Source organism: Neorhizobium sp. LjRoot104 (assembly GCF_964253725.1).
Taxonomy (GTDB): Bacteria; Pseudomonadota; Alphaproteobacteria; order Rhizobiales; family Rhizobiaceae; genus Neorhizobium.
In genome coordinates, this window is the sequence record NZ_CAXURS020000001.1 from 1,152,825 (window position 1) to 1,168,265 (window position 15,441).

The window sequence follows — 15,441 nt, forward strand, 5'->3', positions numbered from 1 at the left end:
GGAGAGCGATAATGGCCAAGAAAGCCACTCAGGCAGAAGCCAAGAAGACGGTTACGGTCGAGCAGACCGGTAGCCCCATCCGCCGCCCGGCCGTACAGCGTCAGACGCTGATCGGTCTCGGCCTCAACAAGATGCACCGGACCCGTACGTTGGAAGATACTCCTTCCGTTCGTGGCATGATCCGGGCTGTCCAGCATCTCGTTCGCGTCGTCGACGAGAAGTGAGACGGAGGAATTGACCATGAAACTGAATGAGATCAAGGACAACGAAGGCTCTTCCAAGGACCGTATCCGCGTAGGTCGCGGTATCGGTTCGGGCAAGGGCAAGACCGGTGGTCGCGGCGTGAAGGGTCAGAAGGCCCGTTCAGGCGTCGCGATCAAGGGCTTCGAAGGCGGCCAGATGCCGATCTATCGTCGCCTGCCGAAGCGCGGCTTCACCAACATCTTCAAGACTGACTACGCCGTTGTTTCGCTCGGCCGTATCCAGACCGCGATCGATGCCAAGAAGCTCGACCCGAAGGCAACGATCGATGCTGCTGCCCTCAAGGCAGCCGGCGTCATCCGTCGTCCCAAGGACGGCGTTCGTCTCCTCGCCGACGGCGAGCTGACGACGAAGGTTTCGATCGAAGTTGCCGGCGCCTCCAAGGCTGCCGTCGAGAAGATCGAGAAGGCCGGCGCTTCCATCAAGCTGCTCGTCGCAGTCGAAGCAGCGGCCGAGTAAATCGTTTAGAAAATCGCCCGGTTTGTGCTTCACACCGGGCGATTTTATCTCCATATGTGAGCCTCACGATCCCGAAGCGATCCTGTTGGTCGCCTGACCGGGATCATACGGAAAACAGGGTGAGGCATCCGATTGCATAGGCAATCTCGCGCGCCCGGTTTTTTGAACCAGAATTTTTAGACTGCTTTCCGGACCCGGCATTTCCCCGCCGCCGGAGAATTGGTCAGGCGGAGAATTGCATGGCTTCTGCAGCGGAACAACTTGCCTCCAATCTGAATTTTGCGACTTTCGCCAAGGCGGAGGATCTCAAGAAGCGGCTTTGGTTTACCCTTGCGGCACTTCTCGTGTATCGCCTCGGCACCCATATACCGCTTCCGGGCTTGAACCCCGAAGCCTATGCGCAGGCCTTCCGCGGCCAGGCCGGTGGCATCCTTGGACTTTTCAACATGTTTTCGGGCGGTGCAGTGGAGCGCATGGCGATCTTCGCGCTCGGCATCATGCCCTACATTTCAGCGTCGATCATCGTGCAGCTGATGACCTCGGTCGTTCCCTCGCTTGAGAACCTCAAGAAGGAAGGCGAAGCCGGCCGCAAGATCATCAACCAGTACACCCGCTACGGAACGGTGCTGCTCGGCACGCTGCAGGCCTATGGCATCGCGGCCGGCCTCGAAAGCGGCCAGGGCCTGGTGGTCGATCCGGGCTGGTTCTTCAAGCTTTCCACGGTCGTGACGCTGCTCGGCGGCACCATGTTCCTGATGTGGCTCGGCGAGCAGATCACCTCGCGCGGCATCGGCAACGGCATTTCGCTGATCATCTTCGCGGGTATTGCCGCAGGTCTGCCGACCGCGCTGGCCGGTACGTTGGAGCTTGGCCGGACCGGCGCGCTTCCGACCGCGCTGATTCTCACCGTTATCGTGGTAGCTATCGGCGTCATCGCCCTGATCGTTTTCGTCGAGCGCGCCCAGCGCCGCCTTCTGATCCAGTATCCGAAGCGCCAGGTGGGCAACCGCATGTTCCAGGGCGATACGTCGCACCTGCCGCTGAAGCTCAACACCTCGGGCGTCATCCCGGCGATCTTCGCCTCGTCGCTGCTGCTTCTGCCGGCGACCGCCGCGGGCTTTGCCGGCAATGCGGGACTGCCGGACTGGGCGACGATGATCATCTCGGCGCTCGGCCACGGCCAGCCGCTGTTCATGCTGCTCTACGGCCTGCTGATTGCCTTCTTCGCCTTCTTCTACACGGCGATCGTCTTCAATCCGAAGGACACCGCCGACAATCTGAAGAAGCATGGTGGCTTCATTCCGGGCATCCGCCCGGGTGAGCGCACGGCCGAATACATTGATTACGTGCTGACCCGAATCACGGTCATCGGCGCGATCTACCTTGTCTTCGTCTGCATCCTGCCGGAATTCCTGGTGGCCCGCAGCGGCGTGCCATTAGCCCTTGGTGGGACTTCGCTTTTGATTGTTGTCAGTGTAACCCTCGATACGGTAGCACAGATTCAGGGGCACCTCATTGCGCAGCAGTATGAGGGCCTGATCAAGAAGTCGAAACTGCGCGGAGGAAAGAGGGGACGATGAGATTGATTCTTTTGGGGCCGCCGGGCGCGGGTAAGGGGACCCAGGCCCAGCGGATCGTGGAGAAGCACGGTATCCCGCAGCTCTCCACTGGCGACATGCTGCGTGCAGCGGTCGCCGCCGAGACGGAAGTGGGCAAGCGCGCCAAGGCCGTCATGGACGCCGGCAGCCTTGTCTCCGACGAGATCGTCAATGCGATCGTTTCCGAGCGTATCGACCAGCCCGATTGCGCCAACGGCTTCATCCTCGATGGTTTCCCGCGCACCCTGGTGCAGGCGGATGCGACCGAGGCGATGCTCAAGGCGAAGGGCCTCGATCTTTCCGTCGTCATCGAACTGCGTGTCGATGACAAGGAACTGGTGCGTCGCGTCTCTGGCCGTTATTCCTGCGCGAACTGCGGCACGACCTATCACGACACGGACAAGAAGCCGTCTCAGGAGGGCATCTGCGACAAGTGTGGTTCTACGCATTTCAAGCGCCGTCCCGACGACAACGCCGAGACCATGACCAAGCGCCTCGAGGTCTACTACAAGGAAACCTCGCCGCTGATCGGTTATTACCACGCCAAGGGCAAGCTCAAGGCTGTCGATGGCATGGCGGACATGGACAAGGTCACGGCCGATATCGAAAATATCCTGGCGGCTCTCTGATGCATGTCTCCCAAAAGTGGATACCGGTTTTGGGAGAAAGACATGCACAAAGCAGAGCCGTCATCGATCTGTTAAAGAATCTTGGGCGGAACGGTTGCTTTTGAGCGCTGATTCCGTTAAACACCGCGCCAACTCGCGACAGCTTTAAGCGATCGGCGCGGATTTCCCGCAAGGACATCCGGGACTGGTCGTTTTGGCCTGTTCCGTATGGTGTTTGAACTGGTGGCCCATCTGGCCGCTTTCATGGAAGAAGTACCACTTGCCGGATGGCAACTGGAACAAGGAGAATAGGCGTGGCACGTATCGCTGGCGTCAACATCCCGACTGCGAAGCGCGTTGTCATCGCGCTGACCTACATTCACGGGATCGGCCCGAAATTCGCATCGGAAATCATGGAGAAGGTCGGTCTTCCGGCTGAAAAGCGCGTCCATCAGCTGACGGACTCGGAAATCCTGCAGATCCGCGAAACCATCGACCGCGACTATCAGGTCGAAGGTGACCTTCGTCGCGAAACCGCGATGAACATCAAGCGTCTGATGGACCTCGGCTGCTACCGCGGCCTGCGTCATCGCCGTGGCCTCCCGGTCCGCGGTCAGCGCACGCACACCAATGCCCGCACCCGCAAGGGTCCGGCAAAGGCGATCGCCGGTAAGAAGAAGTAATTTTCGGGTGAGCAGTGTTGGTGAGCGGTGATTAGTCCCGCTCGCCAACAGTTATTGATTGCTCGCCTGAAGGTGGAGCCGCTGGAATTACGGCGGTGCAGAGATCAACGAAAGGGATAAAATGGCCAAGGAAGCCACCCGCGTCCGTAGACGCGAGCGTAAAAACATCACGTCGGGCGTTGCCCACGTCAATTCTACCTTCAACAACACGATGATCACCATCACCGACGCGCAGGGCAATGCGATTGCCTGGTCGTCCGCTGGTGCGAAGGGCTTCAAGGGTTCCCGCAAGTCGACCCCGTTCGCTGCTCAGATCGCTGCCGAAGACTGCGCCAAGAAGGCTCAGGAGCATGGCATGAAGTCGCTGGAAGTCGAAGTCTGCGGCCCGGGTTCCGGCCGTGAATCGGCTCTGCGCGCTCTGCAGGCTGCCGGCTTCATGATCACCTCGATCCGCGACGTGACCCCGATCCCGCACAACGGCTGCCGCCCGCGCAAGAAGCGCCGCGTCTGATCGTCGGAAATCGAAGGGGCTGCCGAATCTCATGTTGAGAACCGGGGCGGCCTCTGCCTGAACTCGGGAATAGCCGCCTGACCCTCCCTGGAGGTTCGGCGGCTTTACCCATATCGCCGATGGACATGGTTCCGATCGGTGCTCCTCATGCTCGGTTGCCACGATTGGATGGTGGCAACGAACGGAAGGTATCAAGTGATGATTCAGAAGAACTGGCAGGAACTGATCAAGCCGAACAAGGTGGAATTTTCCTCCTCCGGCCGTACCAAGGTAACCCTAGTTGCCGAACCCCTCGAGCGCGGCTTCGGCCTGACGCTCGGCAACGCGCTTCGCCGCGTGCTTCTGTCGTCTCTGCGCGGTGCGGCTGTGACCGCCGTGCAGATCGACGGCGTATTGCATGAGTTCTCCTCCATCCCGGGCGTCCGGGAAGACGTGACGGACATCGTGCTCAACATCAAGGAAATCGCCATCAAGATGGATGGCGATGACGCAAAGCGCATGGTCGTGCGCAAGCAGGGCCCGGGCTCGGTAACCGCCGGCGACATCCAGACGGTTGGCGATATCGAGATCCTCAACCCGCACCATGTCATCTGCACGCTCGACGAGGGTGCCGAGATCCGCATGGAATTCACGGTCAACAACGGCAAGGGTTACGTCCCGGCCGATCGTAACCGTGCCGAAGACGCTCCGATCGGCCTCATCCCGGTCGACAGCCTCTATTCGCCGGTCAAGAAAGTGTCCTACAAGGTGGAAAACACCCGCGAAGGCCAGGTTCTCGACTACGACAAGCTGACCATGACCATCGAAACCGATGGCTCGGTCACGGGTGAAGACGCCGTAGCCTTCGCCGCTCGCATTCTTCAGGACCAGCTCTCGGTCTTCGTCAACTTCGACGAACCGCAGAAGGACGTCGAAGAGGAGTCGGTTACCGAACTCGCGTTCAACCCGGCGCTTCTCAAGAAGGTGGACGAACTGGAACTGTCTGTCCGTTCGGCCAACTGCCTGAAGAACGACAACATCGTTTACATCGGCGACCTCATCCAGAAGACCGAAGCCGAGATGCTCCGCACTCCGAACTTTGGTCGCAAGTCGCTGAACGAGATCAAGGAAGTTCTGGCATCCATGGGCCTCCATCTGGGTATGGAAGTTCCTGCCTGGCCGCCGGAAAACATCGAAGATCTCGCCAAGCGTTACGAAGACCAGTACTGAAATCAACAAAGGCAGGTTTTGACTGCCTTTCCCCGTCAAACAGCGGGCCTCCGATCGAAAGATATGAGTGCCCGTATGTGCCAGGAAACGGCAGGCCCGAGAATAGATGGGTCCCTGCATTAAAGGAGAATAGCCATGCGCCACGGAGTAGCCGGCCGCAAGCTCAATCGTACCGCCAGCCACCGCAAGGCGATGTTCGCCAACATGGCGGCTTCGCTCATCACCCATGAGCAGATCGTCACGACCCTTCCGAAGGCGAAGGAAATCCGTCCGATCGTTGAAAAGCTCGTCACGCTGGGCAAGCGCGGCGACCTGCACGCTCGTCGTCAGGCGATCTCGCAGATCCAGGACCAGGACGCCGTCAAGAAGCTGTTCGACGCCATCGCTTCGCGTTACGCAACCCGCAACGGCGGTTACCTGCGTATCATGAAGGCCGGTTTCCGCCAGGGCGACAACGCTGCCATGGCCGTCATCGAGTTCGTTGAACGCGATGTCGATGCCAAGGGCGCAGCCGACAAGGCTCGCGTTGCCGCTGAAGCAGACGCTGCCGAAGCCGCATAATTTTCCGCATCGTCGGAAGCAAGAAAGCCGGGTGGAAACGCCCGGCTTTTTCGCGTTTGCGGTCACCCGCGATGTGATATCAGCGATCGTTCGCCGGCTTGACCTGCGTCAAGAGCTTCCCCTGCCAAAGCGATAAGGTCTCGGCATTGAGATAAGATCGTGAGGTACGAAAAATGGTTGAACATGTAGTTTTTGATAATGCGAAAGACGAACTCGTCATTCCCGCCCTGGCTCCCGTCTATGAAAAGCTGGCGCAGCCGATGGCCTGGAGCATATTCCGGCTGGCGGTCGGCGGCATGCTGGTGATCGAAGGATGGCCGAAGATCATCGCACCGTTCGCGCAGGTCGGCTTCGTCGAAAATCTCGGTATGTATCCCGGCTGGTTCTGGTCGCCCTTCCTGGCCGCCCTGCAGTTCTTCGGCGGCATGTTCATCGCCGCCGGTCTGTTCACCCGGCCGATAGCGCTCGCCAATGGCGTCATGCTGGCCATCACGCTCTGGTTCCACGTCACGCACCCCTATGGCGAAGCCTTCCTGACGCCTGCCGGCATCGAGGCGCTGAGAGCCGGCGGCCAGCAGCTGTTCACGCCGCAGGCCTTGGTGCGGCTGAAGGATGGCGGGCATGTCTTCCTCGAACAGGTTCAGGGCAAGGCCGAACTGGCATCGCTGTTCTGGACCGGAGGCGCCTTCCTCTACGCCGCCTTCGGCGGAGGTTACCTGTCGCTCGACAAGCTGCTCTTCCGCAAGCACTTCTGAGTGGCCCGAAAGGTTGCCGACCATGAAAAGAGCCGGATCGACGCATCCGGCTCTTTGCGTTGAGGCATGCATGCGGATCGCGGCGGCCCAGTCCGCTTTTGGCGTCAACCGTTCTGCCTTGCCCTTTGGGAAGCTGCAGGCTTGCCCGGTTTGCCTTGGCCCCGTTTCCAGTTCATGACCGGTCGCCTGACAGCCCGATAGGCGAGGAAGAGCGCGATCAGCGCGATATGCATGAACGGCACCAGAGTCACCGATTTGACCGCCAGCACGTAGTGGAGCGCTCCGCCGGCGGCGATCAGATAGATCAACCTGTGCAGTCTGTTCCAACCCTGGGCGAGCTTGCGGATCGACCAGTTGTTGGAGGTCACCGCAAGCGGGATCAACAGCAGGAGGCAGGCAAAACCGATCGTGATATAGGGTCGCTTGGCAATATCGCCGCCCACCGCCCCGAAATCGAAGCGCAGGTCGAGCGACAGATAGACCGAAAAATGGAGGAGCACGTAGTAGAAGGCGATCAGCCCGAGCGCCCTTCGATAGCGTACCCAGTTGATCCCCGCGAGATCGCGCAACGGCGTGATCGCGAGCGTCGCGATGATGAACCGCAGCGCCCAGATGCCGAGCTGATGCTCGAACTCCTTGACCGGATTGAAGCCCAGCCCGCCCGTCAGCCCGAGATAGAAATACCAGACGGCCGGAACGAGCCCGATCACGTAGAGCGCCCAGACGCTTGCCTTGTGGTAGCGGCGGGGCAGGGCGGGGATGGAGACCATCAGTAATTCGCTTTCAGGTCGAGCCCGTCATAGAGGCTTGCCACCTGGTCGGCATAACCGTTGAAGGGAAGCGTCGGCCGGCGGTTGGCGCCGAAGAAGCCGCCTTCGCCGATCCTCTGTTCCGTCGCCTGGCTCCAGCGCGGATGATCGACCGCCGGATTGACGTTGGAGTAGAAACCGTATTCGCGGGCGTTGGCGTTCTTCCAGGTGGTTTCCGGCTGCTTCTCGACCAGCGAAATCCTGACGATCGACTTGATGCTCTTGAAGCCGTATTTCCACGGCACGACGAGCCGGATCGGCGCGCCGTTCGGGTTCGGCAACGTCTCCCCGTAAAGGCCGACCGCGAGGATCGCCAGGGGATGGCGCGCCTCGTCGAGGCGAAGGCCCTCGATATAGGGCCAGGGCAGCGGTTGGAAAAAACCCTTCTGGCCCGGCATTTCCTCCGGCCGCACCACGGTTTCGAACGACACGTATTTGGCGCTGCCGAGCACGTCCACCTGATCCAGAAGAGCCGACAGCGGGAAACCGATCCAAGGGATCACCATCGACCAGCCTTCGACACAGCGCATCCGGTAGGTACGCTCCTCGAGGTTGATCTTCATCAGTTCCTCAAGCCCGAATTCCTTCGGCTTGCCGACCATGCCGTCCACCTTGACCGACCAGGGAGTCGGCTTGAAGTCACCGGAATTGGCGGCGGGATCGTCCTTGTTGACGCCGAATTCGTAGAAATTGTTGTAGGTGGTGACCGCTTCTTTCGGGGTCAGCTTCTCGTCCACTTTGTAGGCGCTGGGGTTGGCCGTCAGCGGTGCGGCAAAAGCGCTGTCGGCACCCGCAAAGGCAAGCCCGGCGACGGCCGCAGCGCCCATAAAATTCCGCCGCGACATGTAGATATCGCGGGGGGTGATTTCGGAAGCCGGAAGATGCGGCGGACGATAGGCGGGCATGTCGAAAATCTCCTCTGCGGCAACGGGTGCCTTCTTGCTCCTATACGTAACGCGGAACCGAAAGGTTTCACAGCGGCGCGAAGATTGGTTCGAACCACGTTTGCGTGAAAAACCGGAGGCTTGCAGATGGAAATGGCATCGATGGAACCCCATTTCGAGTTCTACAGTTCTCATCGCAGGGCCGTTCGCCCGACAAGAGGAGATAACAGATGACGGCACGCACATGGGATGCCGGAAGCAACGAAACCTTTGCCGATCGCGCCGAGAGATTGCGGCGCCTGCGCCGTCTTTCGGGCATTGCGCGGCTGATGGATACGGCGATCGGGATTCCGGGCACCCGCATCCGTTTCGGCGCCGACTCCGTCTTCGGCCTGATCCCGCTCGTAGGCGATGCAGGCGGTGCGCTGGTCGGCCTTTATATCGTCAACGAAGCCCGCAAGCTCGGCCTGCCGCCCGCAAAGCTCACCCGGATGCTCGGGTTCGTCGCAGCCGACTCCGTGCTCGGCAGCGTGCCGCTGGCGGGCGATGTCTTCGACCTCTTCTTCAAGTCGCACCGCCGCAACGTTCAGATGATCCTCGACCACTTCGGTATCCATCCGGACGAGCTGCGGGAGAGGTGAGGGCGCCGGATCGACGCTCAGGTCCAACCGTACCGCTTTGGCCTGTCGTGATAGTGACACTCCGGGCGCTTTGCGCTAGGAAAGCCGCAAAACCACGGGCTTTTGCGCGCGTCTCCGGAAAGCGGTAGACTGTGCCGGCCCGAACAAGAGATCGAGGACAACACCATGCCAGCTTACCGCTCGAGAACCACGACCCATGGCCGCAACATGGCAGGCGCGCGCGGGCTTTGGCGCGCCACCGGCATGAAGGACAGCGATTTCGGCAAGCCGATCATCGCGGTGGTCAATTCCTTCACCCAGTTCGTGCCCGGCCACGTGCACCTCAAGGACCTCGGCCAGCTCGTCGCCCGCGAAATCGAGGCGGCCGGCGGTGTCGCCAAGGAATTCAACACGATCGCCGTCGACGACGGCATCGCCATGGGCCATGACGGCATGCTCTATTCGCTGCCGTCGCGCGAAATCATCGCCGACTCGGTCGAATACATGGTCAACGCCCATTGCGCCGACGCCATGGTCTGCATCTCGAATTGCGACAAGATCACCCCCGGCATGCTCAACGCAGCAATGCGCCTCAACATCCCGGCCGTGTTCGTTTCGGGCGGCCCGATGGAGGCCGGCAAGGTCGTGCTGAAGGGCAAGACCCATTCGCTCGACCTGATCGACGCCATGGTCGCCGCCGCCGACGACAAGATGAGCGACGAGGACGTCAAGGTCATCGAGCGTTCGGCCTGTCCGACCTGCGGTTCGTGCTCGGGCATGTTCACCGCCAATTCCATGAACTGCCTGACCGAGGCGCTTGGCCTGTCGCTGCCCGGCAACGGCTCGACGCTCGCAACCCATGCCGACCGCAAGCGCCTGTTCGTCGAGGCCGGCCACCTGATCGTCGATCTCGCCCGCCGCCATTACGAACAGGAGGACTTTTCGGTCCTGCCGCGTTCGATTGCCACCAAACAGGCCTTCGAAAACGCCATGGCGCTCGACATCGCCATGGGCGGCTCCACCAATACCGTTCTGCATATCCTCGCCGCCGCCTATGAAGGCGAGGTCGATTTCACCCTCGACGATATCGACCAGCTGTCGCGCAAGGTGCCGTGCCTTTCCAAGGTCGCGCCGGCCAAGGCCGACGTGCATATGGAAGATGTCCACCGCGCCGGCGGCATCATGTCGATCCTCGGCGAACTGGACAAGGGCGGGCTGCTCAACCGCGATTGCTACACCGTCCATGCCGAAACGCTGGGTGATGCCATCGACCGCTGGGACATCACCCGCACCAACAGCGAAACCGTGCGCAACTTCTTCCGCGCCGCCCCGGGCGGCATCCCGACCCAGGTCGCCTTCAGCCAGGACGCCCGCTGGGACGATCTCGATACCGACCGCGAGGCGGGCGTCATCCGCTCCGTCGAACATCCGTTCTCGAAGGACGGCGGCTTGGCAGTCCTCAAGGGCAATATCGCCATCGACGGCTGCATCGTTAAGACGGCCGGCGTCGATGACTCGATCCTGAAGTTCACCGGCCCGGCGCGTGTGTTCGAAAGCCAGGATGCCGCCGTCAAGGCGATCCTCGCCAACGAGATCGTCGCGGGCGACGTCGTGGTCATCATCTACGAAGGCCCGAAAGGCGGCCCGGGCATGCAGGAAATGCTCTACCCGACCAGCTACCTGAAATCGAAGGGCCTCGGAAAGGCCTGTGCCCTCATCACCGACGGCCGCTTCTCCGGCGGCACCTCGGGCCTGTCGATCGGCCACGCTTCTCCGGAAGCGGCAAACGGCGGCACGATCGGCCTAGTGCGGGAAGGGGACAAGATCGAGATCGATATCCCGAACCGCACGATCAACCTGGCGGTCTCGGAAGCCGAACTCGCCGAGCGCCGCAAAGAGCAGGACGCCTTGGGCTGGAAGCCCTCGCATCCCCGCAAGCGCAACGTCACGACGGCGCTCAAGGCCTACGCAGCGTTTGCCGCGAGTGCCGACAAGGGCGCCGTGCGGATCCTGCCGGAGTAAGAATAGCGACCCGGCCGTTGTCAAGACGGCCGGAAACGTCCGGCGTCATGCTCCTTGTCTCGGTAAGGAATTTCCTTGCAATAAGTTGAAGGAGGCGATGATGATTACCAGCCGGCTCACCAGCAAATCGCAAACGACCATTCCGCAGCCTGTTCGCGCAGCCCTCCAGCTCCGGGAAGGTGATGGGCTTGTCTACACATTCGAGCCGGATGGCCGCGTGTTGATCACTCGTGCCCCCCAGCCGGTCGACGATCCGTTTGCGACGTTCGATGAGTGGGACAGCGATGCTGATCGGAAGGCCTATGCCGATCTTTGAGCAGGGCGACAATGTCGAGCCGATCGGCAAGCTGCCCGATGAGATCAGGCAGCTGGTCATTCGCCGCATCGCGGAAATCTTATCATAACGCCGCGCGCTGAGATGTAGGCCCGCTCACAGCGGCCGGTTCAAATTCTTGTAAGCCTCGTCGAGCTGCTTCAATCGCTCGCCATAGGCCGCCCGGAGGCATTCGACATCCTCGCCGCAAGCCTGCCGCCTCTTCAGCCAGGCGCTCTGTTCGTCCTGCAGCTTGCCGCGGTTTCCCATCGCCATCAGGCTGGTGAGGATGTCGAAGGTGGTGACCATTTTGACATCGGCATCGTTGAGCGTGCGTGTGTCGCAGATCACCTTCTCGTCGGCGGCAAGATCGCTCCGGTCGCAATCGAAACTCGCAGCCGATACGGTCCGGGGAAGGGCTGTCGCCGTCAGGCCGAGAAGAAGGCCGCTCAGGGCGATGGCGGGGATAAGGTGTCTCATGGCTGCACTCCGGTTCTCCATGCGCAACGCCTGGAGATCACCTCAGTTCCCAGAGGCTCCAGAGCGCGAAGGCGAGACAACAGAGCCAGACGGCAATGATGAAGGCGAAACCGGTACGGCTGGTAGGGCGTTCCGCCCAGCGTTCGGCCTTGCTGCGGAACTCGATCATCAACGGCTCCGGGACGAACCTTAAGGCGAGCATGATGCCGAGCGGCACGATCAGCAGGTCGTCGAGATAACCGAGTATGGGCACAAAATCGGGGATGAGGTCGATCGGCGACAGCGCATAGGCCGCCACTGAGCCCGCGATCAGCTTGGCATGCCACGGGACGCGGCGGTCGCGCGCAGCGAGCCACAACGCCAGGACGTCGCGTTTCAGCCGTTTTGCCCAGCCTTTTGCACTTGCCAACCAGGTCATGTTTTTCTCCGCATATCGGCCCTATATAGTGTGAAAAGCTTGACGGTTTTCGCCACAATTTCCGTTGTTCCGCCACCTTTCCTTTCTAGCGTCTCGCGCTACAAATCGATCCGGATTTTTCTCACATGAGGATTTACATGCTGACCATGCCGAAACGCGTGTCGACCGGCCTTCTCGCTCTTGCTCTCCTGATGCCCGTGGCGGCACTCGCCCAGGAGAAGGTCGTGCCGCAGAACCGCCAGGAAATGCAGCTCTCCTTCTCGCCGCTGGTCAAGCAGACGGCCGGCGCCGTTGTCAACGTCTATGCCGAGCGGGTCGTGCAGCGTCTCAATCCGTTTGCGGGGGACCCCTTCTTCGAGCAGTTCTTCGGCCAGCGCATGCCGAACCGTTCGGAAAAGCAGTCGTCGCTCGGCTCCGGCGTCATCCTTGCGGCAGACGGCCTCGTCGTCACCAACAACCACGTCATCGAAGGCGCCGACGATATCAAGATCGCGCTCGCCGACGGCCGCGAATTCCCCTGCGATGTGGTGCTTAAGGACGAAAGCGTCGATCTCGCGGTGCTCAAGATCAAGTCGAAGGAACATTTCCCAGCCCTGCCGGTCGCCGATTCCGATCGCGTCGAAGTCGGTGATCTCGTGCTGGCAATAGGCAACCCGTTCGGCGTCGGCCAGACGGTGACGAGCGGCATTGTCTCCGCGCTGGCCCGCAACCAGGTCACCACGGGCGATTTCGGCTTCTTCATCCAGACCGACGCCTCGATCAATCCGGGCAATTCCGGCGGCGCGCTGATGAACATGAACGGCGAGCTGATTGGCATCAACACCGCGATCTTTTCACGCGGCGGCGGCTCGAACGGCATCGGTTTCGCGATCCCGGCCAATCTCGTGAAGGTCTTTCTGGCCGCCGCTTCCCAGGGCAAGACCAGCTTCGAACGCCCCTTCGTCGGCGCGAGTTTCGACGCGGTCAATTCGGATGTCGCCGAAGCGCTCGGCCTCAAGACCGCCCGCGGCGCGCTGGTGACACGCGTCGTCGAGGGCGGACCGGCGGACAAGGCCGGCCTCAAGCCCGGTGAAGTGGTGACAGCCGTCAACGGCATTTCGGTCGAGCATCCCGATGCGCTGGGTTACCGGCTGACAACCGCCGGTCTCGGCAGGCAGGCGGTGCTGACCGTCCAGACAGCCGACGGCCAGCGGCAGGTGAACCTCGCGCTCAACACCGCCCCGGAAACCACGCCGCGCGACGAGCGGTTGATCGAGGGACGCAATCCGTTTGCCGGCCTTCGCGTTGCCAACCTGTCGCCGAAGCTCGCGACCGAACTGCGCATCCCGGCTGAAAAGACCGGCGTGGTTGTGACCGACGTGACGCGCAACTCCCCCGCGGCCCGCCTCGGTTTCGAGCCCAAGGACATCCTGATCTCCCTGAACGGCACCGCCGTCACCAGCACCAAGGGCATGGAAACCATGCTCGACGACGATCCGGGCTTCTGGAGGGTCGAGATCGAACGTGGCGGCCAGCGCATCCGGCAGTTCTTCCGATGAGCGGCGACCTCTTCGCGCCGAAGGTTCCGGAAGAGGTCGCCAATCGGCGGCCGCTCGCCGACCGCCTCCGGCCGAAATCGCTCGCCGAAGTCACCGGCCAGCCGCACCTGACCGGAGAGGACGGTGCGCTGCGGCGCATGATCGACAGCGGCTCGCTCGGCTCGATGATCTTCTGGGGGCCGCCCGGCACCGGCAAGACCACGGTGGCGCGGCTGCTGTCCGGGGAGGCGGGGCTGGCATTCGAACAGATATCGGCGATCTTTTCCGGCGTCGCCGACTTGAAGAAGGTCTTCGAGACCGCACGCCTGCGCCGCATGGACGGCCGCCAGACGCTGCTCTTCGTCGATGAAATCCATCGCTTCAACCGCGCCCAGCAGGATAGTTTCCTGCCCGTTATGGAGGACGGCACCGTCATCCTCGTCGGTGCGACGACCGAGAACCCGAGTTTCGAACTCAACGCCGCTCTTCTGTCACGGGCCCGGGTGCTGACGTTCCGCAGCCACGACGAGGAAAGCCTGAGCGAGCTTCTCACCCGCGCCGAACAGGCCGAAGACAAGCCGCTGCCGCTCGACGAGGATGCACGCGCCAGCCTCATCCGCATGGCCGATGGCGATGGCCGCGCCGTGCTGACGCTTGCCGAAGAAGTCTGGCGCGCCGCGCGGGAAGGGGAGGTCTTCGATACGACGGGCCTCACCCAGATCGTCCAGCGCCGCGCGCCGGTCTACGACAAGGCGCAGGACGGCCACTACAATCTGATCTCGGCGCTCCACAAGTCGGTGCGCGGTTCCGATCCGGATGCTGCGCTCTATTATCTGGCCCGCATGTTCGACGCCGGCGAGGATCCGCTTTATCTCGGCCGCCGGCTGGTGCGCATGGCGGTCGAGGATATCGGCCTTGCCGATCCGCAGGCGCTGGTCGTCTGCAATGCCGCCAAGGACGCCTATGACTATCTCGGTTCACCGGAAGGCGAACTGGCTTTTGCGCAGGCCTGCGTCTATCTGGCGACCGCGCCGAAATCCAACGCGGTCTATACCGCCTTCAAGGCCGCCACCCGGGCCGCCAAGGAAAACGGCTCGCTGCTGCCGCCCAAGCACATTCTCAATGCCCCGACCAAGCTGATGAAGGGCGAGGGGTATGGCGACGGTTATCGCTACGACCACGACGAGCCGGATGCTTTTTCAGGTCAGGATTATTTTCCGGAGAAAATGGGCCGGCAGACGTTCTACGACCCGCCGGAGCGTGGCTTCGAGCGCGACATCCGCAAGCGGCTCGACTGGTGGGCCAAGCTTCGCAAGGAACGAAACACGAAGTGAGCCTCTCCTGAGACGATCAGGAGGCCTGTTTCTGGGCCACGACGTTGGCCGGTGCCCCGATCAGCCTGACGGAGGATTCCGCCAGCCCGTGATGGCCTTCCATGTCGACGATGACATGCCAGTGGCCAGCCTCCGGGATCACCAGACGGATAGGGGACCGCTTGGCGACGCCGCCGACATATTTGAAGTCGAGCAGTTCCGTGAAACGCTGGAAGTTGGCGGCGTTCATCAGGCGGACGTTATTCACCGCATTCAACGTCACCTCGATCGTCGTCCCCGCGCGCTGCGGTTTCAGATCGTAGTGGGTAAAGCGGAAATTCGGACCGGCCATTCCTGCCTCGTTGATGCCAACATAGAAGTTCATCAATCTTAACGATGTGTCGTTAACGAATGGTGGAA

19 protein-coding genes are annotated in these 15,441 nt (G+C 61.6%); 14 read left to right on the forward strand and 5 right to left on the reverse strand.

Going from position 1 to position 15,441, the window contains the following annotated elements; translation table 11 throughout:
- Positions 1–11: 11 nt before the first annotated feature.
- The 9 genes from rpmD to ACSQ8R_RS05925 all read left to right on the forward strand — a co-directional run bounded on the left by rpmD (position 12) and on the right by ACSQ8R_RS05925 (position 6,645).
- Entirely contained in the window at positions 12–224 is a 213-nt protein-coding gene (gene rpmD, locus ACSQ8R_RS05885; protein WP_037084714.1) for a 50S ribosomal protein L30, read from the forward strand.
- A 16-nt stretch (positions 225–240) separates the two neighbouring features.
- The gene (gene rplO / locus ACSQ8R_RS05890; RefSeq protein ID WP_436252499.1) at positions 241–720 is read left to right on the forward strand and encodes a 50S ribosomal protein L15; all 480 of its coding nucleotides are present in this window, start codon (positions 241–243) and stop codon (positions 718–720) included.
- Between the two features lie 239 nt (positions 721–959).
- Positions 960–2,300 (forward strand): preprotein translocase subunit SecY, encoded by a 1,341-nt coding sequence (gene secY / locus ACSQ8R_RS05895; RefSeq protein ID WP_436252500.1) that lies wholly within the window; start codon positions 960–962, stop codon positions 2,298–2,300.
- Positions 2,297–2,947 (forward strand): adenylate kinase, encoded by a 651-nt coding sequence (locus tag ACSQ8R_RS05900; protein ID WP_436252501.1) that lies wholly within the window; start codon positions 2,297–2,299, stop codon positions 2,945–2,947. The genes secY and ACSQ8R_RS05900 overlap by 4 nt, the downstream gene beginning before the upstream one ends.
- Before the next feature lie 293 nt (positions 2,948–3,240).
- The gene (rpsM, locus tag ACSQ8R_RS05905) at positions 3,241–3,609 is read left to right on the forward strand and encodes a 30S ribosomal protein S13 (protein ID WP_037084707.1); all 369 of its coding nucleotides are present in this window, start codon (positions 3,241–3,243) and stop codon (positions 3,607–3,609) included.
- Between the two features lie 121 nt (positions 3,610–3,730).
- A complete protein-coding gene (gene rpsK / locus ACSQ8R_RS05910) occupies positions 3,731–4,120 on the forward strand; it encodes a 30S ribosomal protein S11 (RefSeq protein ID WP_007766864.1) in 390 nt (129 codons plus the stop codon).
- 198 nt (positions 4,121–4,318) lie between these two features.
- Positions 4,319–5,329, forward strand: coding sequence for a DNA-directed RNA polymerase subunit alpha (locus tag ACSQ8R_RS05915; RefSeq protein WP_007766867.1), 1,011 nt, complete (start codon positions 4,319–4,321; stop codon positions 5,327–5,329).
- Positions 5,330–5,464: 135 nt separating this feature from the next.
- Positions 5,465–5,890: a 50S ribosomal protein L17 gene (rplQ, locus tag ACSQ8R_RS05920; RefSeq protein WP_007766870.1), complete on the forward strand. Its 426-nt coding sequence runs from the start codon at positions 5,465–5,467 to the stop codon at positions 5,888–5,890.
- Positions 5,891–6,063: 173 nt separating this feature from the next.
- Positions 6,064–6,645: a DoxX family protein gene (locus ACSQ8R_RS05925; RefSeq protein WP_436252502.1), complete on the forward strand. Its 582-nt coding sequence runs from the start codon at positions 6,064–6,066 to the stop codon at positions 6,643–6,645.
- Between the two features lie 104 nt (positions 6,646–6,749).
- On the opposite strand, the gene msrQ is transcribed toward ACSQ8R_RS05925, so the two are convergent.
- Together msrQ and msrP are read right to left on the reverse strand one after the other, a co-directional pair.
- Positions 6,750–7,415: a protein-methionine-sulfoxide reductase heme-binding subunit MsrQ gene (gene msrQ, locus ACSQ8R_RS05930; protein ID WP_436252503.1), complete on the reverse strand. Its 666-nt coding sequence runs from the start codon at positions 7,413–7,415 to the stop codon at positions 6,750–6,752.
- On the reverse strand, positions 7,415–8,359 hold the full coding sequence (gene msrP / locus ACSQ8R_RS05935; protein WP_436252504.1) for a protein-methionine-sulfoxide reductase catalytic subunit MsrP: 945 nt from the start codon (positions 8,357–8,359) through the stop codon (positions 7,415–7,417). The genes msrQ and msrP overlap by 1 nt, the downstream gene beginning before the upstream one ends.
- 209 nt (positions 8,360–8,568) lie before the next feature.
- On the opposite strand from msrP, the gene ACSQ8R_RS05940 reads away from it, so the two are divergent.
- The 3 genes from ACSQ8R_RS05940 (at position 8,569) to ACSQ8R_RS05950 (ending at position 11,296) form a co-directional block, all read left to right on the forward strand.
- On the forward strand, positions 8,569–8,979 hold the full coding sequence (locus ACSQ8R_RS05940; RefSeq protein WP_436252505.1) for a DUF4112 domain-containing protein: 411 nt from the start codon (positions 8,569–8,571) through the stop codon (positions 8,977–8,979).
- Between the two features lie 165 nt (positions 8,980–9,144).
- Positions 9,145–10,980: a dihydroxy-acid dehydratase gene (gene ilvD, locus ACSQ8R_RS05945; protein ID WP_436252506.1), complete on the forward strand. Its 1,836-nt coding sequence runs from the start codon at positions 9,145–9,147 to the stop codon at positions 10,978–10,980.
- A gap of 97 nt (positions 10,981–11,077) precedes the next feature.
- Positions 11,078–11,296, forward strand: a complete 219-nt coding sequence (locus ACSQ8R_RS05950) for a type II toxin-antitoxin system PrlF family antitoxin (RefSeq protein WP_436252507.1) — start codon at positions 11,078–11,080, stop codon at positions 11,294–11,296.
- A gap of 114 nt (positions 11,297–11,410) precedes the next feature.
- On the opposite strand, the gene ACSQ8R_RS05955 is transcribed toward ACSQ8R_RS05950, so the two are convergent.
- Both ACSQ8R_RS05955 and ACSQ8R_RS05960 read right to left on the reverse strand, forming a co-directional pair.
- Positions 11,411–11,773, reverse strand: a complete 363-nt coding sequence (locus ACSQ8R_RS05955; protein WP_436252508.1) for a lysozyme inhibitor LprI family protein — start codon at positions 11,771–11,773, stop codon at positions 11,411–11,413.
- Positions 11,774–11,810: 37 nt separating this feature from the next.
- Positions 11,811–12,191 (reverse strand): YkvA family protein, encoded by a 381-nt coding sequence (locus ACSQ8R_RS05960; protein WP_436252509.1) that lies wholly within the window; start codon positions 12,189–12,191, stop codon positions 11,811–11,813.
- A 137-nt stretch (positions 12,192–12,328) separates the two neighbouring features.
- On the opposite strand from ACSQ8R_RS05960, the gene ACSQ8R_RS05965 reads away from it, so the two are divergent.
- Both ACSQ8R_RS05965 and ACSQ8R_RS05970 read left to right on the forward strand, forming a co-directional pair.
- The gene (locus ACSQ8R_RS05965; RefSeq protein WP_436255387.1) at positions 12,329–13,729 is read left to right on the forward strand and encodes a DegQ family serine endoprotease; all 1,401 of its coding nucleotides are present in this window, start codon (positions 12,329–12,331) and stop codon (positions 13,727–13,729) included.
- Complete coding sequence (locus tag ACSQ8R_RS05970) at positions 13,726–15,042, forward strand: replication-associated recombination protein A (protein WP_436252510.1); 1,317 nt, start codon at positions 13,726–13,728, stop codon at positions 15,040–15,042. The genes ACSQ8R_RS05965 and ACSQ8R_RS05970 overlap by 4 nt, the downstream gene beginning before the upstream one ends.
- A gap of 16 nt (positions 15,043–15,058) precedes the next feature.
- Here the strand turns inward: ACSQ8R_RS05970 and ACSQ8R_RS05975 are convergent, their stop codons facing one another.
- A complete protein-coding gene (locus tag ACSQ8R_RS05975) occupies positions 15,059–15,373 on the reverse strand; it encodes a DUF1883 domain-containing protein (protein ID WP_436255388.1) in 315 nt (104 codons plus the stop codon).
- Between the last annotated feature and the right edge of the window lie 68 nt (positions 15,374–15,441).